We start from the raw sequence: 21,322 nt of genomic DNA, 5'->3' as shown, positions 1-21,322 counted from the left end.
CCCGCCGCGAGATCACCGTCTGCCTGCTCACCCCAACCAGCTCAGCGATCTCGGTATTCGACACCCCGTCCGCAGCCAGCAGCACAATCCGAGCCCGCCGAGCCAACCCCGCCGGCACCGAATGCGACCGCACCCACGAACCAAGAACGTCCCGATCACCGTCATGCAACACCAACGCCGCAGCAGGAGGATGAGCCATACCAGCATCCTCCCAGGAACAACCGTCCAATCATTAACGCCACGCCGTACTAGGTGGGTCACGACGTGCCCACGTGAGTACCCAGGCAGCAAACTCGGCGAACGGAAGTCGTCGTCAGTCAGTGGCGCCAATGCTGCGAGCAGGGCTCGATGGCTTGTGCGGCATGCATCGATGTCGGTGGCGGGCTTCATCCTGAAACGCTTTCGGCGACACGCGGCGCGCCACCCCGCTGGGGCGGGCCCAGTCGACGGACTGAAGGAAGGTCGGGCAGGTTGGGGGCGGGCAATGTTCGCATGAGGATCCTCGACCGAACGATCAGACAGTGCTCAAACGGCGGCGGCGAACTCGAAACACCTGTCTCGTAAGCGGATCCCTTGCGGGCACCCCGCATTGTCGTCGTCGTGGGCGCCCCAGGTATCGACGGTTTACGTTCCGCAAACGTACGCCAGCCTCAGGGCGTCACCGGCGGCTCGACGCCCGGGCGGGTCCATTGCGCGATGGGGCGGCCGTTGAGACGCCACGGGCTCTGGCCATCGGGTATCCGCAGCCAGCCTTCGGGTGAGTTCTCCCAGGTCTCCTGCCGGCCGTACACGGTGAGGTCCAGGGCGTGGTAGCTGGTCATCAATGCCTCTGTGCCGCGATCGGTGGTCCAGTACGTCTCGTATGCCTGATCGCCGTCGCGCAGGTAGCAGGCGATGAACCCGAATCCGCGACCGTCCGCCAGAGGGGGGTCGGAGTCTCTGGCCGAGTACCAGGGGAACGGGTAGCCCATGAACTCCGCGAACGGGGCGCTGTCTTCGTAGGAGCCTTCGCAGAACACGGCGTAGGTGACGTCCCGGGCGTGGAGGTAGTCCAGCGTCTGCATGTGACAGGTCGAGAAAGTGCATCCCTCACACTGATCTTCGAACGGTTTGCCGTCATGCCACATGTGGAAGTAGGCGATGAGCATCCGGCGGCCCTCGAACACCTCCACCAGCGGGGTGTCGCCGGCGGGACCCTGCACTGTCACCGGCGGTACCAGGGTCATCGGCAGCTGCCGGCGAGCGGCAGCGATCGCATCACCCTCTCGGGTATGTGCCTTCTCCCGGTCCAGCAGCTTGTCGCGCTCGCGCAGCCAGGTCTCCCGGTCGACCACCGGGGGCGCGGCGGGGTGGTGCGCGGAGGTTGTGGTCATGGCTGTCTCCTTCGTGGAGTCGGGTCGGTCACGGTATGGACGAGCAAAGGCGGCGATCGTCATCGGTCACCGATGACTGATGGGGTTGGTGGTCGTCAGTACGGTCGTGACGACGACTCAGGCCAGGGAAGATCACATGTCCGACTTGCACCAAGAGCAGGCGATTTGGCTGCAGCGCGCCTTCGACGAGCACCGGCGGGAGCTACACGTGCACTGCTACCGCCTGGCAGGGAACGTCGCCGACGCGGACGACCTGGTGCAGGAGACCTTCCTGTGCGCCTGGCGGGCCCGCAGCCGTTTCGAAGGGCGGGCGTCGGCGCGCACCTGGTTCTACAGGATCGCCACGAACGTCTTTCTCGACAGCCGCAAAGCAGCCGGCCACCGGACGATACCGTCTGGTGACCTACTGGAGTGGTCCACCGAACTCGGGCCCTATCCCGACGCCCTCCTAGCAGACAACGACCCGCAGACCGGTCTCGCCGCTCGGGAGACCGTCGAGCTGGCCCTGATTGCAGCGCTCATGTACCTGCCTGCGCGGCAGCGGGCGGCCTTCGTGCTGCGCGAGGTCTACGGCTGGACACCGCAGGAGATCGCCGCGGCACTCCACACCGCCGTAGCGGCCGTCAACAGCCTCCTGCAGCGGGCGCGCCACACCATGCGGCAGCATGCTCCGTCAGACCCGCAGCACTGGCGCCGCCCGCCGCTCACCAGCGAGGACGAAGAGATCCTGCGTCGCTACGCCAACGCGAAAGACCCCGAGACGTTCCGGGCCCTGCTAGCTGAGGACGTACGGATCACCATGCCGCCCGATCCGCCGGTCGTCGGGATCGACGCGGCAGCGGAGTTCCTCAGCCGACCGCTTGACTGGCGTACCTTCCCCACCTCGGCTAACGGGCGGCCTGCACTGATCAACTATCTCCGCAGGCCTGGCAGCCCGCACTACGAGGCGATGGTCGTCGACGTACTCCGGATCGAGACCGGGAAGATCGTGAAGAGCAACGCCTTCATCGGTGCCCGACACGTCCAAGCGTTCGGTATGCCCACCATCCTCGAGCCATAGACGACGAAAGACCCGCCAGATTGGCGGTCGGTCAGGGTCAGTAGATGTGGGCCAGTGCGTCTTGCCAGGGCGCGGGACGTACGGACGCTCCTGAACGGCGTCAGCGAGGACGTCCGCGCGGATGCCGTCGCCGACACGCCGCTGGGTCGGCTGGGGAGCCCGCTGACATCGCGGACGTGGTGGCATTCCTGGCATCCGAGCCGGGACGCTGGGTCACCGGTCAGAACATCCCGGTGGGTGGCGGCGCATTCTGAGGACCTGCCAACCATGGCCGCGCGGGCAGTCAGCCGCCAACGGCGGCCCTGCACCCGATACGTACCAGCCGCAACCGCCGCATCCGTGACGAAATCACCCCGCGCCATCGCCACCCAGAACAGCTGATGCACCTCCGGAACCATCCGCAAAGAGAACCGCACCCACAACACCCCCTCACCCACCGGGTGTTGCAACCACCGCTCGAACCCGCGGATCCTCAACCGAACAATGCGGCGCGACAGGTCGATGCTTTCGGTGAGGGTGTGCCTGATGCCTGCGGCCAGCGCCGCGCCGTCGAGCCGCAGGGGTGGTGTGCCTAGGCTGGGGTATGGCCGCCGAGCGGGGGCCGACGCTGATCACCTCGGTGCAGCGTGCACTGCGCCTGATGGACGCGGTGAGCCGGCACGAGGGTGGTGCACCGGCCAAGCAACTGGCCCGGGAGACGGGGCTGCCGCTCCCGACGGCCTACCATCTGTTGCGCACCCTCGTTCGGGAGGGGTACGTCGCCAAGCTGGAGACGGGCGCGTTCGTGCTCGGTGACGCGGTGGAAGCGCTGTGCGGCCGTGGGCGTGGGCAGGCGCTGCGCCGCCGCGTTCGGCCGGTAATGCAGGAGCTGCGAGACGAATTGTCTGCCGCGTCCTATCTCACCTTTTACGAGGATGGTGAGATTCGGGTGGTCGAGATCGTTGATACGCCACGGGCGCCGCGGGTGGACATGTGGGTCGATTTCGCCGAGGCAGCGCATGCCACCGCCTTGGGCAAGTCCGTGCTGGCCCAGCTGGACGAGCAGCGCCGGCGTGACTTCCTCAGCCGTCATCCACTCGTCGACCTCACGCCCCGCACCATTACGCACTCCGGTGAGCTGCTGCGCCGGCTCGCCTCCTCGGGTCGGGTAATGCTGGACCAGGAGGAGTACCTGCTCGGCACCGTATGCGCCGCCGTCCCGGTGTCGGATGGCACCCGGGTGGGTTCGCTGGGTATTTCGTTGCGCCCGGGCCGGCTCCGGCGGATTCCCGCGGCGGAGAAGCATCTGGTCACCGCCGCCGATCAGGTGACCCGTACGTTCTCGCTCAGCATGTGAAAAGACCGGCCTTGGCAGGCCAGCCCGCCCCTGGTGTCCTGGAGACCGACCTCGGGCGCGCACACAGGTAATCACGGGAGCGGAACGACATCATTCCCCATCAGGGCATCCCCGCCACGGACGGGGCGGGTACCAGGCAGCGCATACACAGTCTTCGATGGACAAACGGTGATCGGCTCCAGCCCGCCGCGAGGCTGTGCGTCCAGATTCTCGCCCTCGCCGCAGCCTGGTACGTGGCTGCGCGGCTGGGTCTGCTAGCCGGCACGATCAACGGCAACGTCAGCCCGTTCTGGCCGCCGACCGGGGTGAGCCTGGCAGCGCTCGTCATTTTCGGTGGTCGGGTCTGGCCGGGGATCACGCTGGCAGCAATCCCGATCGAGCTGACTCTCCTTCCGGCAGCCCCTGCCTTGATGTCGGCCGCTGGTGACACTCTTGCCCCGGTCTGCGCCTATCTGCTGTTGCGGCGGGCCGGGTTCCGGCTTGAGCTGGACAGGCTCAAAGACGCCCTTGCCTTGGTGTTTCTCGGTGCCTTTGCTGGGATGCTCGTCAGCGCCACCCTGGGCACGGTGATCCGACTTGTGGCCAGCGAGATCCCGGCCGGTGGTTTCTGGTCGGCCTGGCTGGTGTGGTGGACCGGCGACGTCATGGGCGTTCTCGTGGTGGTACCGCTGCTTCTCACGCTCCGAACGCTCCACCTGCCGCGCTCGGTCAGCTGGCGCCGAGGGGCCGAGTACACGGCGCTGCTCACGGCATCGTCCGTCGTCGCTGTCCTAGGAGTCCATTACGACGCCCTATACCTTGCGTTCCCGATCATCGTGTGGGCTGCGCTGAGGTTCCAACTCACCGGTGCGGCTCCGTGCGCGTTGATCGTGTCGGTCGTGACCATCGACGCCGCCATCCGCGGAAGCGGACCGTTCGCCGGCCAGGACCTGCTGATGCGGATGCCCAGCCTGCAGATCTATAACGGTGCCCTGGTGCTCACCGCCCTGCTCATGGCAGTGATCATCCGCGACCGCGACCGGTCCCGCTTCGAAGTCGACCGCACCATCACCCGGCTCACCGAAGTCATCGACCACATCGACGGAGCAGACAGACCAACACTCAAGCAGGTCGTGAAAGACCATGACCTGGACCGCGATGAGAAGTAACCCCTGAGCTCGTTGGAACCTGGCGGTCCCGCTTGGCCCGGGCGACGACCCGGGACCGCGAGACGCTTGCGGAGCGGGATGTACAGCTGCATGAACCCCGCACACGCCGCGTCCGCATGGGGACCACAGTTCGGATTGTGGACGGGCCTTGGGCGTGGTGGATCCTCGGCTTCACCCCTGTCCCTTCCGCGTACGGATGGCGATGGGCTTCTGAGACGAGGCCGGGTACTCGCGCCCGTGAATCCTAGGCTTTTGGCCTCAACCGGGATCTGTGCTGCGAGGCCGCCGACCAGCCAATGCTGCTCAGGCCGTGAGCCCCGCAAGTCGCTTCGGATGGTCGATGAGCCAGTTGGCTTGGTGCAGGACTGGCCAGCCGAGGATAAGGTCCATCGGACGTTGGATGGTTTGGTTGACAGCGCTGAGGTCAACGACAGCCACGGTAGAGGCGGTGAAGCTCTGTCCCAGGACTCGCGGGCCGCTCATATTCGCCATCGGGGTCTCGAGTACGGCACCTGAGCCATCCATGCCCTGGCTCTCTCCCACTGGTGTGAAGAGTGCTGAGTGTGCCTGGACGAACGATGCGTCGGCAACCGTGACAGAAGCGCCCGTGTCGAGGACGGCGCTGGCCGTGACGCCGGCTGGCCAGGCTACGTCAAGGTAGACGTGTCGACCATCACTGATGAAGATCGGAGAGGTCTCTGCCGGCGTTGCGCGCTCGTCAAGGCGGAGCGTGTGGTCGGCGAATCGGTACTCGCATCGAAATTGGGACAAGACGTCTTGGCCGATGTGGTCGCGTCCTTCGCCGGGGCAGTGCGTGTCCACCTCGATTGCTCCCAGATCGAGGTCACCCAGCCGGATCGAAGTTCGCCAGACGCGACGCTCACCTTGTCCACCGAACACCCCTGAACCCTCGGGCTCGCGAGCGTGAAGGATCGCGTCATCTGGCGGCGTCACTGTTGTCCGAGCGGATCCCGAATCCAGGAGTACCCGGACTGTTCTGCCTCCCACCTCGGCTCGGACAAAGGGCAGCGCTTCGCCAGGCTCCCCGAGCTCAATCTCGATCGGGATGTCGACCACGAGGACGAACCCTATCCAGGCACAGAATCACGTCCTCGTACCGGCGCGTCCGGTGCGGGATCCTCACCGGACACCCGCCGGCGGTTGCGTGCGTGGTCGGGCGGTGACCGACTCCGGCTGTGTGTCTGGCTCTTCAGCCTTGATCGACAGGTGTGCCGATCAGGGTGTTCACCGGTTGAGGTAGGTGCTGGTGGAGGTGCGGATGGCGGATACGAACGCGCCTATGGCGGGGTGGGCGGCGACGCCTTTGCGGTAGGCGATGTGGGTGCGTCTGCGGGTGGGTAGTGGGTGGAGTCGGACTCCGGCGGGTGGCTGGGCGGCGGCGAGTTGGGGTACGAGCGAGACTCCTTGGTCGGCTGCGACCAGGGCGAGCACGGTGGCGAAGTCGTCGGCGTTGTGACGGGGCCGGGGCGTGAAGCCGGCGGCGCGGCACACCTGCAGTGTCACGGTGTGGCAGAGGGTGCCGGGGCTAGCCATGATCCAACTGGCGTCCCGAACGGCGTGTAGTACGTCGGTGTCATCGGTGGTGGCCGCGCTGCTGGGGACGGCCAGGAACACCGTTTCCTCCAGCAGCGGCACCGCATCCAATCCGGGTTCTGGTTCTGCCGGCACGGCGTCGTAGTCGTGGAGTAGACCGACGTCGAGTTGCCGCTCTCGCAGGGCGGCAGGTACGTCCACGGGATCCAGCTCTGTGACCATCAGCTCGAGTCCAGGGTGTTGATCACCCAGGCAGACCAGCGCTGCCGGCAGGAGCGTACGGACTGCGGTCGGGAACGCGCCGATGCGCAACGGGCCGGACAGGTCGGTGGCTGCGGCGGCTAGCGCGGCAGTCGTTTGCTCCAGTGCGGCCAGGACCGTCTCACCGTGCTCGATGAGGACTCGGCCGGCTGGGGTGAAGGTGACGCTCCTACCGGTGCGTTCCAGTAGTGGTACGCCGGCTTCTCGTTCCAGTACAGACAGCTGTTGAGAAACCGCTGAAGGCGTGTAGCTGTGTGCTTGCGCAACGGCGGCGATCGTGCCGAGGCGGGAGAGGTCGCACAGTAGTCGTAGGCGGCGCACGTCGAGCATCAGGACAGCTTACGGTTCCGTGTAGAAACGTGAACTGGACCTAACCGCTCCGGGTGCCGGACGCTGGATCCATGACGTTGACCGGTGTGTACGTACCATTGATCACTCCATTCGATGCCACTGGTGCTGCCGACTTCGCCGCGCTGGAGGCATTGGCGAACGAGACTCTGGCCGCCGGTGCATCCGGTCTCGTGGCACTAGGTACCACGGCAGAACCGACATCGTTGAACGCTGCCGAGCAGCGCGGAGTCGTCGACGTGATCGCCCGGGCGTGCCGTGAGCGCTCGGCCCACCTTCTGGTCGGCGCCAGCACAGTCGAGGCCGTGAACGTTCTGTGTTGCCGCCCTGGGGTGACCGCGGCGCTCAGTGTGGTGCCGCCATTCCTGCGCCCCGGTGAAGCCGGGGTTGTCGCGCACTTCGCGGCTCTTGCCACCGTCAGCCCTGTCCCGCTGGTGGTCTATCACGTCCCATACCGGACCGGGCAGAACCTGTCTGCAGATGCCATCAGGCGACTGGCCGACCTTGACGGTGTGGTTGGCATCAAGTACGCCGTCGGCGGCATCGACACTGCCACCCTTGAGCTTCTGGCGGACCTGCCGGCCGAGTTCGCGGTGCTGGGCGGCGACGACGCCTTCATCTCACCACTGCTAGCACTCGGTGCACACGGCGGCGTCCTGGCTTCTGCACACGTGGCCACGGCACGATTCGTCGAGTTGGTCGACGCGTGGCGTGGCGGCACCGCCGCCCGTGCTCGAACGCTTGGTCACCACCTGGCCGCCATCTCCAGTGCGATGTTCGCCGAGCCCAATCCCACCGTGATCAAAGCGGTCCTTCACGCCCAGGGCCGCATCCCAACCGCCGCGGTGCGGCTACCACTCCTGGCCGCCGGTCCCGATGCCGCAGAGTCAGCATTGCAACAGGTTGACACCCAGGGTCACGCCATCGTCGGCGCACGACGCTAACTGCCCCAGGCGTCGAGCCCTGACGGTGCGTAGATCGTCCCCGCGCGCACACCCGTGCAAAGATCAAGACTGCTGTCGGCCAGCGTCGGGAACTGCCGCTGGCCTGCTCGTCGTGTCGCTTCACGTCGGCCCCGGACAGTCTCCGTCGACCGGCTTTGGCTGTACGGATGGCTGTACGGCGAGGTTTGTGAGCACGGCGAAGCGATCAGACCTGCCAGGATGGCCGCATGTCTTCTGACCTTGAGCACTCGTCCCGGCTTGCCGGCCAGGCTGTGGTCAACGACTACGACAGCTTCGCCGAGGCGTACGCGGCCGAGACCGAGTCCAACCTCATCAACGGCTACTACACCCGGCCGGCGATGCTGGACCTGGCCGGAGAGGTAGCCGGGCGGCGGATTCTTGACGTCGGCTGCGGAGCCGGCCCCCTGCTCGCGGCACTGCGCGATCGCGGCGCCATCGTGACCGGCCTCGAGCCCAGCGCCAAGATGCTGGACTTGGCCCGGCAGCGGCTCGGCGATGGCACGGCCCTACATCAGGGCGGTCTGGGCGCCGATCCTCTGCCGTTCCCCGACGCCGCGTTCGACGATGCCGTCGCCTGCCTGGTCCTTCACTACCTCGAGGACTGGAAGGCACCACTCGCCCAGTTGCGACGCGTGCTCGTACCCGGCGGCCGACTCATCGTGGCCGTCAACCATCCCTTCGTCTACCGTCTGATCAGGCCCGAAGGCGACTACTTCGCGACCGAACGGTGGTCCGACGAGTACACCTTCAACGGCCAAGCCGCCGTGCTGACGTACTGGCACCGACCACTGCACGCAATAACCAACGAGTTCACCGCAGCCGGCTTCCGGATCGCCGTCGTGAGCGAACCACCTCCCGCACCCGGTGCCCGCGAGGCGTTCCCCGACCTCGTGACATCCCCCTCAGGGTCCTTCCTGTGCTTCCTGTTCTTCGTCCTCGAGGCTTCCTAGTGCGACTGTGCGCAACGACCGGGCGAACGTAGGCTGATAAGGCACGAGCCGCCATCCCACCACCCGCGAACCGGAACCGTTCGGGTTCGTAACACGAACGGTGTTACGGACCCCAGGCTTTAGAACAGGGAGGTCTGTTGGGGTCTGGACGCCTGTGGTGTTAGGCCGGCGATCTTTAGGGCGTCTTTGCCAGTTTTCCAGTGGCCTTGGCTGACGCCGAGGCCCCAGAGGCGTCGGAATAGTTGCGCTGTCGCGCGGACGTCGGGCATGGCGCGGTGCCGGTTGATTGGTCTGGGGATTCGCAGTTGGAGGAGGAGTTGGTCCAGGTTGTAGGACCCGACGCCCGGTAGGACGGCCTTGGCCATCCGTACTGTGTCGAGGAATGGGGTTGTGGAAAGCGCTGGGCAGTGTTCACGGTGCCGATAGATCATTCCTGCCTCGACCGATGCGTGGTGCGCGACCAGTAGGCAGCGGCTATTTGGAAGCCAGATGTCGAGGGCCGTGAAGACGTCGGCGGGTGGCCGTGCGGTCTGCACGTCGGCGGAAGTGATCCCTTTTAGCATGGTGTCGAACGGCGTCACCGGCGCATCGTCGGGCGGTCGGATGAGTTCCTCGAAGGACGCTTCCGACGTGGCCGAGTCACCGGCCGGGTTGAGGACGAGGGCGGCCACTTCGATGGGCGCCGGCGGTCGACCGGGCGGCGTGGTGCCCTCGAAGTCGATGACGACGTACCTCACATCGTCCGGGGTCAGGTCGTCCATGTACATCCTCGGTGGGGGGCGATGGTCGAGTTCCGATCAACATCTGACAGCTTGTCACCTCCGCGGTCGGCAGCGACTCCACGCACTTCGGGGCGTTCGACCAGAACATCTTCACTCACCGAGTGGCACTGCCGCTACGGCGGCTGCGGAGGGCTGATCTACTGGCACGTCGAACGCATGTCGATGGCCATCCACTCCAGCTGATCAACTGCTCGGGTAAGTATGTGATCTTCAATCGGACACGTCGATCAGATGAACTAAGGTCAGCCATTGACACGTAGCTGTCGACGGGTTCAACATCGCCTGGATGACGCCCACTGTCCGTCTTGTCAGCGGCACCGATGAGGAACGGCGTACCAAGGCGGAACTGGAGGCTTTGCTCGCCGCTCACGACCTGACGCCCTGGCGCTTCACTACTGACGTCCTCGTCGACGAGGCGACACAGCTTCCGCACAGCCATCCGGTTCTGACGCTCAACACGCGCAACCGTGGCCGACGCCTCCTGGCCGTCTATGTGCATGAGCAGCTGCACTGGTTTTGCCATGAGCGGTCCGACGTCGTGGACGCGTTGATCAGCGACGAGCTCGAGCAGCGGTACCCGGACGTGCCCGTTGGCTATCCCGATGGATGCCGGAGCACGTTCTCCACCTACCTGCATCTGGTCGTCTGCTGGCAGGAGATCGACGCCCTTCGCAGACTTGTCTCGCGGGCAGATGCCGACCGGTTCGGCCGACACATGGCGGGGTCCGGCTACTACCGATGGGTCTACGGCACCGTTGTCGACGACTTTGACCTCCTGGCCGACCGCGACGTTCCCTACTTCGGTGATTGCCGAATTGCCCTCTCCGTTTGGGATCAAGGCGCCGCTGACGCGCGGCAACGCCCGCACGACCAGCATGTGTGCCTCGTAGCCGGACTGGAGTGTCCCTGCCAAGTGCCATCCTGTGCTTCCATGACGCCACGAATCGACACCATCGTGATCGACTGCCCCGACCCCGAGGTCCTCGCCGCGTTCTACGCCGAGCTGCTCGACATGCAGATCCTGCGGCGACCACCGGACTTGATGACAATCGGGCGGGAGGGTGAGCACCCACGGCTGGCGTTCCAAGCCATCGAGGAATACCACCCGCCCCAGTGGCCCGACCCGGCATACCCAAAGCAGGTCCACCTCGATATCGGCGTCCCCGATGCCACCGCCACAAGGGCATGACTCGGCGAGCATGGAGCCACCTGGCACGAGGACGGCACCGACTGCGAAGTCTGGTCCGACCCAGCGGGACATCCATTCTGCGTGCCCACGACACCTGGTCGGCACCTACGATCGGCGGAATCGTGCTGGATAGCGAGGACCACTCCGCCCTGGCCGCGTTCTACGCCGAGCTACTCGGACTGCACCAGACCAGACACGAGTGGGACAGCTTCTGGAGAATGCTCGACAGCGGCGACGGCCCGATCCTGTCCTTTGCCAAGATCGACGAACACCGCCAACCCCGCTGGCCCGACCCGACGTACCCGCCACAAATTCATCTCGACATCGCCGTCGAAGACCCGACCGCAGTGGAGACGGCCAAGCACCTCGGCGCGATCCAACTACCTGACATCGGTGGTCCCTGGCCGGTGTACGCCGACCCGGTGGGTCATCCATTCTGCCTGTGTTCGCCAAGCCAGTGACTACCTCGGCCAAACGGACTCCGGTCACTGGTGTAGTCCGCTACGGCGATCTCCCGCCCGACGTACCTACAAGCGAGCGTCACCTACGCATGAGACGTTGGCGTCGCGCCGCGATCGTCCTACCTGTTCGTAAGCGGATCCACTTACGGGCACGCTTCCTGCGGACGAACGACATCGGGCTATGGCCGCACAGGGCGTGGTTGGTCGCAGCTGGTCCGCGGGCGTCGACTGCGGCAAGGTCCGCCGTGCCTCACCGACTGCGCGCAGGCTCACCCCTAGGCCCGAGATGCACTCGCCTCAGCGGAACGATCGGTCAGCACGCGGCGAGCGATGGCGAGGAAATTGTTGGCCGATGGCAGTGGGTCCGGTGAAAGCCATGCCGCAGCGAGGGGGAGATCGGGTGCACCGCGCACGGCTGTGAAGGTCACTCCAGGGCGTCTGGCGTTGGCGATCCCCTGAGTAACGAAGCCGATTCCGGACCCTGCGGCCACCAGGCCTGTGAGCGTGGTCATCGGGGTGACCTCCTGGACCACCTGTGCGACCGCGCCGGCCTGCGCGAAGGCGGCCATCAGGCGGTCGTACAGGGCAGGGCCGATCGCGCGTGGCGCTGCTAGGAGTGGCTCGCGATCCAGATCTGCGAAGGTGAGGACGGCGCGATCCGCCAGTGGGTGTGTCTCCGGGAATGCGAGCACGAGCTGTTCGGCGGGTAGCTCCTGGACGACGAGGCCCGGTTGGCGGAGCGGGGGATGCAGGATGGCGAGGTCGATCTCCCCGCTGACCAGGGCTTCCTCCAACGCGGGCGAGTTGCGCTCGACCAGGTCGACGACCACGTCCGGATACTGCGCCCGGTATTGCTGCACTCCGCGCGGGAGCGACGTGTGGAAGGCGATCACCGTGAACCCGAGGCGCAACTGACCTGATTCGCCGCGGGCCGTGCGGCGTGCCGCGGTGCTGGCGGCGTGCGCTGCGGCCAGGGTCTCGCGCGCCGCCGGCAGGAAGGCCCGGCCTGCCTCGGTCAGGGCCACCGATCGCCGGTCGCGGTCGAGCAGTCTGACCCCCACCTCCGTCTCGAGGGAGCGGATACGTCCACTGAGGGCTGGCTGGCTGAGGTGCAACGAGGACGCGGCCCGGCCGAAATGCAGCAGATCGGCGACCGCTACGAAGCACTCCACCGATCTGAGATCCACCCGGTGATCTTAACTGGTTATCACAGGTGACCAATTTTGAATTGGCACCGATCAGGGGTGCCAGCGCAGGCTGGAGTTGACAGCTTCGTGCCCAGAGAGGACAGCCATGACTCGTCGCCTGACTATCGCGAGCGCCACGTTGCTCTGCCTCCCCGCAGTGACGGCCTGCGCTGTGACGCAAGCACAAGCCGAGGAACGACGGGCGCCGGCTCTGGACGGACGAATCGTCGTCGTCTCAGACGGTGAGCATCTGGCCAGTACTTATGCCGATGGTGTCCTGTCGCCGGAGAGTGCCGGGTTCCGTGACCTCGTGTCCGTCGTTGAGTTGAACGGCAACCGCGTGGCGACAGCTTCGGTGGAGGCATCCAACTCAGTCACCTCCGCTCCCGAGGTCCTGGGTCTGTCACCGGATGGGGGCACCGCCTATGTGGTCGAACGGTTAGGACAGCGCCCACCTGGCGGTTCCACCGTCAATGACCTTGCCCAAGGCACCAAGCTGACCGTGCTGGACGTGTCGGACTCGTCAGCGCCTCGAGTCCGCAGCACCGTCGCCGTAGCCGCGATGCCCGAGGCTCTCGCCGTAAGTCCTGACGGCTCCGCCGTAGCTGTGGTGGCCAATCCGGACCGGCGGTCGGTGCTGCAGATCATCCCCAAGAGCAAGCACGGCAGCGGCTTGGGAACTCCGCGGTCCGTCGATCTTGCAGCGCTCGGCGTCACCGCGGCCCGGGGTGACCTCGTGACTAACGTGCAGTGGCATCCGTCCGGACGGTTCGTCGCCGTCAACGTCACGAATCGCGACCGAGTCGCCTTCGTCGAGGTGGGCGAGCGCCCCCGGCTCTGGGGGAACGTGGTGGCGACAGGCAAGGACCCGTTCGTCGGCCGGTTCACCCCGGACGGAAGGCACTACTTGACCTCGAACTGGGGCCGCGACCTGACCGCGACCGACCTGGAGGGCCGGCTGCCAAACGAGCCGTCGACCGTCGGTGTCATCCGCCTCGGTAACGCCGCGGCTGGCGAGCGTGCCAGCCACCGGGTCGTCGCGACAGCCGCGACCGACCGGTCCGCCGAGGGTCTGGCCGTCAGCCCAGATGGCCGGTTCGTGGCCACGGTCAACATGCGCGGCACCGCGCTGCCGCCCGATTCCTCAGAGTACGACGAGCACGCCTCTGTCAGCCTGTTGCGGCTTGATCCGGCGACCGGGCGGCTGTCCGCCGCGCGAACGGTTCTCTTCGACGGTGTCCTGCCCGAAGGCGGCACTTTCGACCCCTCTGGGCGCTGGTTCATCGCCTCGGTCTACCAGGACACGCCCGGCGTGCAGGTCTTCCGCGTCGACGCCGAAACCGGCGAACTGGTGCCGGACCGGAGGATCGACCTCCCGCACGGCGTCCACCACGTCGTCATGCCGCCCTCGCGGCACAGCCAATCATTCAGCGGGTGACCACGGACGACGGATCTTCACCTCAAAGCGCTGGCCATCGGGTCGATCGCCCACGGACCGGAACACCGCGAGCCGACGGGAACACGCCCGCCGCCCCGGATATCGGTGCGGGCTCCCCCCCGTCACGGCTCCGTGCTGGCATCACTGCTCGACCGGTACGGCCCGACGTACGCGAAGGAGGCATCCGGCTGACATGGGTGGCGCGCCGCGTGCGTCGTGCTGGGCCGGGTCCTACCAGCCGAGCTCGTCGACGTTCTGGTCGTGGCTGGTGCGGGCTGGCTGCACACCACAGACCGCGGCCCGGTCGAGGTGCCCGAGTGCGCGCAGAGGCCCTGCGCAACCACGCCGGCGGGCCGCTGTCACCGTCCGACGGGTGATCGCGGGAGCCAGCCGAGACGTACTTGACTCTTCGGCTCGAGGACGACGAACGGTGCACGGCCCGACGCTGCTCGACCCCTTCCGGCCGCTGCCGGCCATCGTGGCCGGGGACCAGCGGTACGAGCCCGGAGCCCAAGCCCGCGCCTGGCTGTATCCCGTGGTTGAGCCGCTGACAGAGAACGGGCATCTTGTGCGCACGCGAAATGACAGGTGGGCCGGTAGGTCAAGTTCACTTGTGGCGATGGTCACCTGGCGTTGTTGCATGCAAGTCGAGCCGGAGTGGTGCTTGGACGGCCCCGTTGTTCGCAGGCACCTCGATGCGAACTACCGGCACAGCGGTTAATGGTTCGGCCATGTCGCGCCATCTGATGTCGGCGTGGGTTGCTGGCGTTGCGGTACTTCGCTGCGGTGTGCGCCACGAGGCGTCAGTACGCCGTGAGGCGCTGGGAATCGAAGGAGGTGCAAGGCGTCCTCGCCGAGCTGTCGCAGCAGCAACATCAACGAGATCGTGACGCATTTCCCGCAGTATGACGCACCGATTAGGACACCCTCTGATGCGATGAAGGAGCGGAGGCCCCGCTCCTTCATCGCATCAGAAGGTGTGAGATAGCCGGTCCTGGGGCCGTCGGCCCACTTGTGTCGACGCTCTTCGAAATCTAGGCCGGTAGCGCTCTTCGAAGATCGGCCACTTGGTTGTGGTTATTGTGCCGTGTTCTTGGTTCGGTGGGACGGGAGTGTGTCGATGTCTGTGTTGCGGAGGCGGTAGCTGTTGCCTTTGAGGGTGAGTACGTCGGCGTGGTGGACGATGCGGTCGATCATCGCGGCTGCTACGACGTGGTCGCTGAACACGTCGCCCCAGCGGGAGAACGGCAGGTTGCTGCTGAGGATCATCGAGGCGTGTTCGTATCTGGTTGAGACGAGTTGGAAGAACAGGTTCGCGGCGTCTTGTTCGAAGGGGATGTAGCCGACTTCGTCGACGATCAGGAGTGCGTAGCGGCGCAGCTTGGCCAGTTCGGTGGTGAGCCGGCCGTGCTGGTGGGCGGTCTGGAGCCGGGCTACCCAGTCGACGGCGGTGGCGAACAGCACCCGGTGACCGTGCTGGGCGGCGGCGATGCCCAGCCCGATGGACAGGTGCGTCTTGCCGGTGCCGGGCGGGCCGAGCAACACCACGTTCTGTGCCTTGGGGATGAACTGGCTGGTGGACAGGTGCGCGATCGTGTCGCGGCTGAGGCTGGGCTGGTGGTCGAAGTTGAACTCCTCGATCGCCTTGCGGGCGGGGAAGCTGGCGGCGCGGATGCGTAGCTCGGAGCCGGAGGACTCGCGGGCGGACACCTCCCGGGACAACACCGCGGCCAGGTACTCCTCGTGTGTCCAGCCGGAGTCGCGGGCCTGGTCGGCCAGCCGGGTGGCGGCCTCTCGGATCCGGGGTGCCTTCAGCGCGGTGGCGTAGTACTCGATCTGCTTGATTGCCTCGGTTGGTGCGGTGGCCATCAGAACGCCACCTCCCGAGCGTCGAGGCTGGCGTCGGTGATGAAGTCGACGCCGAACCGGGTGTCGTAGTCGGTCAGGTCACGCACCAAAGCGCCGTCGCCGCTGTCCACCGCCGCGGCACCGGTGCGGGTGCGGTCATAATCGCCGCGGATCCGGGCTGCGGTCTGGACGTGGGCCGGATCGGTGATGGTCTGCCGGCGGGCCCAGCTGCGCGGGTGGGACGCGACGAGGGTTCCGTCGCAGTGGCCGGTGACGGTGTCCAGGTCGGCGTGGACGTCGATCATTCGGCCGATCACGCTCGGGTCGATCGAGTAGTCATTGCCCAGCACCCGCAGGTAGTAGTCCCGCGGCAGCCGCACCTGAGTGGTGAACCCGACCGCCGGAGCCACCGGCGACAGCGGAACCATCGCCGCCCGATCGAGAGCGACCAGATCGCCCGGCCTCGCATTGGTGCTGCGGACCCGGCGACCGTTCGCTTTCGGCATCCACTCAGCCAGCTGCGTGTTGAAGTCCGCCGGCGAGGTGAACGTCCGCCCCGGCAGGAACGAGGTCTCCAGAAAGCCGTTGGCGCGTTCAACGATGCCCTTGGACTCCGGGTCATACGGCTTGAGCTGGACGATCCTGTTGGCCAGCGTCCCGGTGAACCCAGCCACACCCGCGGCCAGCGTGCCGCCGCGGCCGATGCCGGCTTCGTTGTCCCAGACCAGCCGCCGCGGCACCGCCCCCATCTGCTCGGCCAGGATCGACCACATCCCGGCCAACAGGTCCGGCGTCTGCCGGGTCGGGATCATCGCCGCCGTGATGAACCTCGAGAACGAGGCCACCATCACCAACACCGGAGGCGAACCAGCCTGCCCACACCCCAGCGGCACCAGTACCGGAGGGAACCACAGATCGCACTGGGCCTGGTCGCCAGGCCGATACGAGAGCCGGTCAGCCGGATCCTTCGGCGCATACTCTGCCCGGAGCCGGGCGACCTTCTTGCGGAACCACGACGGCGAGCCCGGCCAGCCGACCCGTTCGGAGATCACCGAGGCCGGCATCGTCGGGAACTCGCCCAGCAGCTGCCGCACCTGCGGCTCGAACGGATCGAACGCCGACGGACCACTCACCCTCGAGTACCGCGGCGGCGAACTCGACGCCACCGCCCTCGCGACCGTGTCCCGCGACAGTCCCAACCGGGCCGCGATCGCCCGGATCGACAAGCCTTCGCTGCCGTGGAGGTACCTGATCTTCGCCCAGTCCTGCACTGTGATCACCCAGCCAATCGTGGTTGGGTGGCCGATTTTCAAAGAGCGCCAGTGGCCTACTTTTCGAAGAGCGCTGACAACTTGGAATCGGGTGGCTCATACATCGGCAGCCGCCGGGTGCACGCAGCTCGGCTGGGTCGTGACGCCATCCGTGACGCGAAATCTCGTTAAGACATGGGGTCCAAGGTGGCTGGTGTGGGTGGTTGTGTGGGCATCGTCGCAGGTAGGGGCCACAGTCGGCAGGATCGGCGCCCCTTGTAATCGGGAGGTTAGGGGTTCGATTCCCCTCGCTGGCTCCACACGAAAGCCCAGGTCAGCACGGGCCTGGCCTGGGCATCGTTTTCCACTACGCTCCGGTCTGCTCACACCTTTGCTAACGCGAGGTCGGTTCGTCACGGCCGGAATGCTCGTCGTCGTGGTCGACCTCGACCGCCACCGCCTGGGCGAACTGGTCGGCCGCACCGGCGGCATGCCCGACGATCACGTGGGCGTACACCCGAAGCGTGATCGCGGGGTCCGCATGGCCAAGCCGAGCCGCCACGACGTGTACCGGAGCGCCTCCGAGGAGGAGTAGCCAGGGATACCTGTGCGTCCACGTCAGTAAGATTCAACAGATATCAGACGTTGGCGGTCATGGCCGGATGTTGGACCGGGTGGCCTGACGCCTCTTAGGCTGGGCCAGTGGAAGAGGGTGAGCCAGGGCCCCGTGCGAGCTTGATGGAGAAGTTGCGCCGCGAGCGTGAGATTGCCAGAAGGTTGCACGAGCAAGCCAGACGACAGGTACTCCACTCGCACGAGTTGCAGCGCACCGGAATCGAGATCTGCCGGACCGCCGCCATTCGGATAGCTGCAACTGCCCGCATCGGTCGCAACCGTCGCCACTCCGACGGAAAGCGGGATCTGCCCGCTGAGATGCGCGACCTCGTAGCCGACATACGCAGTCTCCTCGACAAACGTTCTGGTGGCGTTCAAGGTTCAACAGCCGGACGTGGCCCTGACGCGGCCCCGAACGGCCTCACCAGCCATCAAAGGCCCACCCCTACCGGGAGCAGTCCACAGTCAGGTACGCCGGAACCGATGGGTGACCCGCGCACAAAGTCCCAGTCGTAATACGTCGCTCGCACCGGGCCCCGGCGTGCCCCCAACGACCTGCAACACCGGGCGACCGTGCACCCGGTCGACGACCTCCGTAGAGCGGACGAGCAGGCCGCGATCGAGTTGCCCGCCTCAAGTCCCCTCACTGGCCCAACAGCCCAGGTCGCAGGCACCACGCCGAAGACGATCAAGATCGTCTTCCCTTTACCCCCATCTTTGGGCGGTAGTTGCAGCTTTGCGATGCCACCGGGACAGCCGCCCTGTGTGCGAACGGTTGCGGCGTCGCCGTCAACGGGGTCTCAGTCGACGGCGGGGTCGGGCATGAACATGCGGACGTCCTGCGCGCAGCGCCCTGCGACCGCGATCTTCGCGGCCCACTCCATGGCCGCCTCCCTGGTGGGCACTTTGACGACGGTGAAGCCGCCGATGGGTTTCCTGGCCTTCGGGCGCGGGCTGTCGGTGACCGTCCCGTCGGTGGCCACCGTGCCGACCCACGCCGGCGTACTGCCGTCCTCCGGGCTGTAGTCCAGCCCGCCCGCGCAGACGTACACGCCGGCGTCCTTGGCCTCCTCGATCACTGCATGGGAGGTCTCGCCCACCTCGGGCCAGTCCTCCTCGGCGAAGTGGTCCATCGCACCGTTGTCGAACGAGATCAGGTACCGCGCCTTCTCGTCGCGGCCTCGCTTCGGCAAGAACGCACGGACGTTCTGCGCACAGCGGCAGGCGGCCGCGACCTTCGCGGCCCACTCCAGGGCCGCGTCCCGGGTGGGTACGTCGACGATGGTGATGCCGCCGAGGAGTTCCTTGCTCTCCGGGTACGGGCCGTCGGTGACCATCCCGTCAGTGGCGACTACGACGGGCTTCACGTCGTAGTCCAGCCCGCCGGCGAAGACGAACACGCCCGCGTCCCTGGCCTCCTCACGGACGGCATGCGCGGCCTTGGTCACATCGGGCAGGTCCTCGTCCGGGAAGTCCATCGCGCCGTCTTCGAACGAGATCAGATACCGCGCCATCTCACGACTCCTTGTCTCCGCGGCCTCCTCCGGCCGCGTCTCATTCCTACTACGAATGCCCCGCGCCGGATCCGACAGGCTGACGGCAAAGAATCAAGCCTTCTTCGTTCAGCCGGGCAGGGTGCTGAGCTCGCCGCCGTTGGCGAAGGGGATCGCGCCGTTGATGTAGCTGCTTGCGGGACTGGCGAGGAAGGCGATGATCTCGGCGATCTCGCGGGGCTCGCCCGCAGACCACACGAGGGACGTGAGCGCAAACGTCACGCCGGTCGCGATCGGCCCAGACCTGAATCGCAGACGGTCTCCAGTCTGAAGTGCCGATAGCCCGGACGTGGCAGCGGTACACCTGTACCGTCCACGCATGCTGACACTGGCCCCCTTGGCACTGATCCTCATCGGCGTCGCCCTACTCGTCGGCAATGCTTTCCCGCGACGAGTGCCCACCTGGCCCCTGGTCGCGGTCGCAATCGCTCTCGCCTTCGCCATCTGGTCGATCGCCGGCGACGTGCAGACGTCATAGTCGAGCGATGTGTCTCTGCATCGCCCAAACGCTGCCGCGTGGCTACAATCTGGCCGCGCAGGGCCTCCAGAAGACCGCAGATGATCAGCAACGCCGAACTGGGAACGCGCTGGTACCCGGAACGGATACGCCATCTGCTTGGGTGGCTCCGAGCGCGCGCTCGGATATCGAAGACGAACGGGCCCACATTCGGTCGGTAGCCGAAGCCGGTGGGCCAGCCGGTCGTGATCAGCGCAAGGGCCGGCCGAAACGTGTCGGCGTCATCGGGCGGGAGATGCGTCGGCCTTACTGGTTCTTCTTCGCGTCGAACTCGCGGAATGCAGAGAATGCTCGTGCCCCATAGACGGTGCCTGGTCCACCGTTCATAAAGATTGTCACCCCGATCGCCTCGGCGGCCTCCTGCTCTGACGCGCCCCGCTCGACGGCGGCGTGCGCGTGAGCCGCAATGCAGCCGTCGCATTCCTTGCTCACCGCGATGGCCAAGGCGATCAGTTCCTTGGTCTTGGCGTCTAATGCACCGGCTGCAAGCGCACCGTCGTGCAGTTGCTTGTATCCGGCATATACCTGCGGGATGGCCCGCCGCAGCTCACGGGTGAGCTCGCGCAGTTCCTCCTGCACGTGCGTACCGTAATCCATGGTCATTCCATTTCACCTGCTGTCCGTAGCATCTCGACTGCGCCGGCTGGAGATTCCATCCTATGGACGGCCTGGTTCGGGGCTGGCGATGTGAGTAATCCGCGAGGTTGTGCCAAGTCAGGGTGAGTCCGCAGCTGGACCTCGCAGGTTTCTGCCATACCGGTCGGGCCTCGAATTCTCGACGTGGCCCGTTATCTCGTGGCCATCTTCAGGTCTAGCCGTGTGGAGTCAAGATGAATTGGCCTACGACCAGCGCGGCGACAAGGAGAACGAGATAGGCGAACCAGCGGCGTAGCTGGTGTGCCGGCAGTCGCGGCAGCTTCGACAGCATTCGTCCCATCAGGCAGCTGTCGGTGAGGCCGGCGTAGGTCAGCCCGGCTCCCACGAGGACGGCGACCGCGAGCGTCCACGGCACCCACAGGCTCGCCAGCGTGCCCAGCAGCACGAGGAGCCCGGCGGTGAGACGTATCTGGCGGTCCAGGGACCAGCGGCGGCGTCCGTACACGACGTTCCCCCCGGCAGCGGCGTAGGCGGGCACGCCGCCGTCGAGGACGTGCAGGTCGTCCATGCCGCTGGCGGCGAGCCGCTGGCGCGCTTCAGCCGCACGTAAGCCGGACTGGCACACCAGCACGACGTGGTGGTCCAGCCGGGCGTGCACCTGGTCGGCGTGCTCGTCGAGCAGCCGGAGCGGAACGTTGTAGGAGCCCCGGATGTGGGCGGTGTCGAACTCGGCAGGTGTGCGTACGTCGATCACGGTCACGGTGTCGGCATGGTCGAGCCACCCGCGCACGGTGACCGCATCGACATGGTGGTTTGCGTTCGTCATGCATCTCCTCGCGGAGTTGGTGAGGTTGGTGCGTGCCCAGCTGTGACGGGTGAGGGCACTCGCG

22 protein-coding genes and 2 pseudogenes are annotated in these 21,322 nt (G+C 66.4%); 11 read left to right on the top strand and 13 right to left on the bottom strand.

The annotated features are described in order from the left end of the window. From ABNF93_RS33165 to ABNF93_RS33160, 3 genes and pseudogenes are all read right to left on the bottom strand, one after another. Positions 1-199: helix-turn-helix domain-containing protein (locus tag ABNF93_RS33165; protein WP_349328127.1), on the bottom strand; the 199-nt coding region annotated here is incomplete at its 3' end. 56 nt (positions 200-255) lie between these two features. Then, positions 256-390 (bottom strand): annotated as a pseudogene (locus ABNF93_RS35150) (maleylpyruvate isomerase N-terminal domain-containing protein); the annotation flags it as partial. A gap of 260 nt (positions 391-650) precedes the next feature. Further along, a complete protein-coding gene (locus tag ABNF93_RS33160) occupies positions 651-1,373 on the bottom strand; it encodes a DUF899 family protein (RefSeq protein ID WP_349332224.1) in 723 nt (240 codons plus the stop codon). 136 nt (positions 1,374-1,509) lie between these two features. On the opposite strand from ABNF93_RS33160, the gene ABNF93_RS33155 reads away from it, so the two are divergent. The 4 genes from ABNF93_RS33155 (at position 1,510) to ABNF93_RS33140 (ending at position 4,917) form a co-directional block, all read left to right on the top strand. Next, the gene (locus tag ABNF93_RS33155; RefSeq protein ID WP_349332223.1) at positions 1,510-2,433 is read left to right on the top strand and encodes an RNA polymerase subunit sigma-70; all 924 of its coding nucleotides are present in this window, start codon (positions 1,510-1,512) and stop codon (positions 2,431-2,433) included. A gap of 44 nt (positions 2,434-2,477) precedes the next feature. Continuing rightward, positions 2,478-2,687, top strand: coding sequence for an SDR family oxidoreductase (locus ABNF93_RS33150; protein WP_349332222.1), 210 nt, complete (start codon positions 2,478-2,480; stop codon positions 2,685-2,687). Between the two features lie 329 nt (positions 2,688-3,016). Beyond that, positions 3,017-3,769, top strand: a complete 753-nt coding sequence (locus ABNF93_RS33145; protein ID WP_349332221.1) for an IclR family transcriptional regulator — start codon at positions 3,017-3,019, stop codon at positions 3,767-3,769. Positions 3,770-3,858: 89 nt separating this feature from the next. Continuing rightward, entirely contained in the window at positions 3,859-4,917 is a 1,059-nt protein-coding gene (locus tag ABNF93_RS33140) for an MASE1 domain-containing protein (protein ID WP_349332225.1), read from the top strand. A gap of 1,245 nt (positions 4,918-6,162) precedes the next feature. Here the strand turns inward: ABNF93_RS33140 and ABNF93_RS33135 are convergent. Continuing rightward, positions 6,163-7,062: a LysR family transcriptional regulator gene (locus ABNF93_RS33135; protein ID WP_349332220.1), complete on the bottom strand. Its 900-nt coding sequence runs from the start codon at positions 7,060-7,062 to the stop codon at positions 6,163-6,165. 71 nt (positions 7,063-7,133) lie between these two features. On the opposite strand from ABNF93_RS33135, the gene ABNF93_RS33130 reads away from it, so the two are divergent. Together ABNF93_RS33130 and ABNF93_RS33125 are read left to right on the top strand one after the other, a co-directional pair. Beyond that, on the top strand, positions 7,134-8,024 hold the full coding sequence (locus ABNF93_RS33130) for a dihydrodipicolinate synthase family protein (protein ID WP_349332219.1): 891 nt from the start codon (positions 7,134-7,136) through the stop codon (positions 8,022-8,024). A gap of 227 nt (positions 8,025-8,251) precedes the next feature. After that, the gene (locus tag ABNF93_RS33125; RefSeq protein ID WP_349332218.1) at positions 8,252-8,995 is read left to right on the top strand and encodes a class I SAM-dependent methyltransferase; all 744 of its coding nucleotides are present in this window, start codon (positions 8,252-8,254) and stop codon (positions 8,993-8,995) included. Between the two features lie 119 nt (positions 8,996-9,114). Here the strand turns inward: ABNF93_RS33125 and ABNF93_RS33120 are convergent, their stop codons facing one another. Continuing rightward, positions 9,115-9,756: a 3'-5' exonuclease gene (locus ABNF93_RS33120; RefSeq protein WP_349332217.1), complete on the bottom strand. Its 642-nt coding sequence runs from the start codon at positions 9,754-9,756 to the stop codon at positions 9,115-9,117. Between the two features lie 56 nt (positions 9,757-9,812). Here ABNF93_RS33120 and ABNF93_RS33115 point away from each other — a divergent pair. The 3 genes and pseudogenes from ABNF93_RS33115 to ABNF93_RS33105 form a co-directional block, all read left to right on the top strand. Then, positions 9,813-9,954, top strand: a pseudogene (locus ABNF93_RS33115) (Tn3 family transposase); the annotation flags it as partial. A gap of 109 nt (positions 9,955-10,063) precedes the next feature. Then, positions 10,064-10,966, top strand: a complete 903-nt coding sequence (locus ABNF93_RS33110; protein WP_349332216.1) for a VOC family protein — start codon at positions 10,064-10,066, stop codon at positions 10,964-10,966. Between the two features lie 122 nt (positions 10,967-11,088). Then, a complete protein-coding gene (locus tag ABNF93_RS33105; RefSeq protein WP_349332215.1) occupies positions 11,089-11,427 on the top strand; it encodes a VOC family protein in 339 nt (112 codons plus the stop codon). 275 nt (positions 11,428-11,702) lie between these two features. Here the strand turns inward: ABNF93_RS33105 and ABNF93_RS33100 are convergent, their stop codons facing one another. Then, positions 11,703-12,614: a LysR family transcriptional regulator gene (locus ABNF93_RS33100; protein WP_349332214.1), complete on the bottom strand. Its 912-nt coding sequence runs from the start codon at positions 12,612-12,614 to the stop codon at positions 11,703-11,705. Positions 12,615-12,720: 106 nt separating this feature from the next. Between ABNF93_RS33100 and ABNF93_RS33095 the strand changes: the two genes are divergently transcribed. Next, positions 12,721-14,052, top strand: coding sequence for a beta-propeller fold lactonase family protein (locus ABNF93_RS33095; RefSeq protein WP_349332213.1), 1,332 nt, complete (start codon positions 12,721-12,723; stop codon positions 14,050-14,052). Between the two features lie 1,077 nt (positions 14,053-15,129). Here ABNF93_RS33095 and istB read toward each other — a convergent pair. From istB to ABNF93_RS33070, 5 genes are all read right to left on the bottom strand, one after another. Further along, positions 15,130-15,921: an IS21-like element helper ATPase IstB gene (gene istB / locus ABNF93_RS33090; RefSeq protein ID WP_349332212.1), complete on the bottom strand. Its 792-nt coding sequence runs from the start codon at positions 15,919-15,921 to the stop codon at positions 15,130-15,132. Then, positions 15,921-17,180 carry an IS21 family transposase gene (gene istA, locus ABNF93_RS33085; RefSeq protein ID WP_349332211.1) on the bottom strand — a complete coding sequence of 420 codons (1,260 nt, stop codon included), beginning with the start codon at positions 17,178-17,180 and terminating at the stop codon, positions 15,921-15,923. The genes istB and istA overlap by 1 nt, the downstream gene beginning before the upstream one ends. A 364-nt stretch (positions 17,181-17,544) precedes the next feature. Beyond that, positions 17,545-17,712, bottom strand: coding sequence for a hypothetical protein (locus ABNF93_RS33080; RefSeq protein WP_349332210.1), 168 nt, complete (start codon positions 17,710-17,712; stop codon positions 17,545-17,547). Between the two features lie 853 nt (positions 17,713-18,565). Beyond that, entirely contained in the window at positions 18,566-19,279 is a 714-nt protein-coding gene (locus ABNF93_RS33075) for a YciI family protein (RefSeq protein ID WP_349332209.1), read from the bottom strand. 108 nt (positions 19,280-19,387) lie between these two features. Beyond that, a complete protein-coding gene (locus tag ABNF93_RS33070) occupies positions 19,388-19,540 on the bottom strand; it encodes an SDR family oxidoreductase (RefSeq protein ID WP_349332208.1) in 153 nt (50 codons plus the stop codon). A 97-nt stretch (positions 19,541-19,637) separates the two neighbouring features. Between ABNF93_RS33070 and ABNF93_RS33065 the strand changes: the two genes are divergently transcribed. Next, the gene (locus ABNF93_RS33065) at positions 19,638-19,796 is read left to right on the top strand and encodes a hypothetical protein (protein WP_349332207.1); all 159 of its coding nucleotides are present in this window, start codon (positions 19,638-19,640) and stop codon (positions 19,794-19,796) included. A gap of 285 nt (positions 19,797-20,081) precedes the next feature. Here the strand turns inward: ABNF93_RS33065 and ABNF93_RS33060 are convergent, their stop codons facing one another. Both ABNF93_RS33060 and ABNF93_RS33055 read right to left on the bottom strand, forming a co-directional pair. Next, positions 20,082-20,414: a carboxymuconolactone decarboxylase family protein gene (locus ABNF93_RS33060; RefSeq protein ID WP_349332206.1), complete on the bottom strand. Its 333-nt coding sequence runs from the start codon at positions 20,412-20,414 to the stop codon at positions 20,082-20,084. A 232-nt stretch (positions 20,415-20,646) separates the two neighbouring features. Beyond that, complete coding sequence (locus ABNF93_RS33055) at positions 20,647-21,258, bottom strand: rhodanese-like domain-containing protein (RefSeq protein ID WP_349332205.1); 612 nt, start codon at positions 21,256-21,258, stop codon at positions 20,647-20,649. Positions 21,259-21,322 lie beyond the last annotated feature (64 nt).

It is taken from the genome of Actinopolymorpha sp. B9G3, assembly GCF_040120725.1.
GTDB lineage: Bacteria > Actinomycetota > Actinomycetes > Propionibacteriales > Actinopolymorphaceae > Thermasporomyces.
The sequence above is the reverse complement of the archived record's forward strand: the minus strand, read 5'-3'. Positions and strand labels throughout refer to the sequence as shown.

What these genes read in the sequence shown, in the direction of transcription:
- ABNF93_RS33160 (WP_349332224.1), bottom strand. Translation starts at nt 1,373, where the DNA reads ATGACCACAACCTCCGCGCACCACCCCGCCGCGCCCCCGGTGGTCGAC.
- ABNF93_RS33155 (WP_349332223.1), top strand. Translation starts at nt 1,510, where the DNA reads ATGTCCGACTTGCACCAAGAGCAGGCGATTTGGCTGCAGCGCGCCTTC.
- ABNF93_RS33150 (WP_349332222.1), top strand. Translation starts at nt 2,478, where the DNA reads ATGTGGGCCAGTGCGTCTTGCCAGGGCGCGGGACGTACGGACGCTCCT.
- ABNF93_RS33145 (WP_349332221.1), top strand. Translation starts at nt 3,017, where the DNA reads ATGGCCGCCGAGCGGGGGCCGACGCTGATCACCTCGGTGCAGCGTGCA.
- ABNF93_RS33135 (WP_349332220.1), bottom strand. Translation starts at nt 7,062, where the DNA reads ATGCTCGACGTGCGCCGCCTACGACTACTGTGCGACCTCTCCCGCCTC.
- ABNF93_RS33130 (WP_349332219.1), top strand. Translation starts at nt 7,134, where the DNA reads ATGACGTTGACCGGTGTGTACGTACCATTGATCACTCCATTCGATGCC.
- ABNF93_RS33125 (WP_349332218.1), top strand. Translation starts at nt 8,252, where the DNA reads ATGTCTTCTGACCTTGAGCACTCGTCCCGGCTTGCCGGCCAGGCTGTG.
- ABNF93_RS33120 (WP_349332217.1), bottom strand. Translation starts at nt 9,756, where the DNA reads ATGGACGACCTGACCCCGGACGATGTGAGGTACGTCGTCATCGACTTC.
- ABNF93_RS33110 (WP_349332216.1), top strand. Translation starts at nt 10,064, where the DNA reads ATGACGCCCACTGTCCGTCTTGTCAGCGGCACCGATGAGGAACGGCGT.
- ABNF93_RS33095 (WP_349332213.1), top strand. Translation starts at nt 12,721, where the DNA reads ATGACTCGTCGCCTGACTATCGCGAGCGCCACGTTGCTCTGCCTCCCC.
- istB (WP_349332212.1), bottom strand. Translation starts at nt 15,921, where the DNA reads ATGGCCACCGCACCAACCGAGGCAATCAAGCAGATCGAGTACTACGCC.
- ABNF93_RS33075 (WP_349332209.1), bottom strand. Translation starts at nt 19,279, where the DNA reads ATGGCGCGGTATCTGATCTCGTTCGAAGACGGCGCGATGGACTTCCCG.
- ABNF93_RS33065 (WP_349332207.1), top strand. Translation starts at nt 19,638, where the DNA reads ATGCTGACACTGGCCCCCTTGGCACTGATCCTCATCGGCGTCGCCCTA.
- ABNF93_RS33055 (WP_349332205.1), bottom strand. Translation starts at nt 21,258, where the DNA reads ATGACGAACGCAAACCACCATGTCGATGCGGTCACCGTGCGCGGGTGG.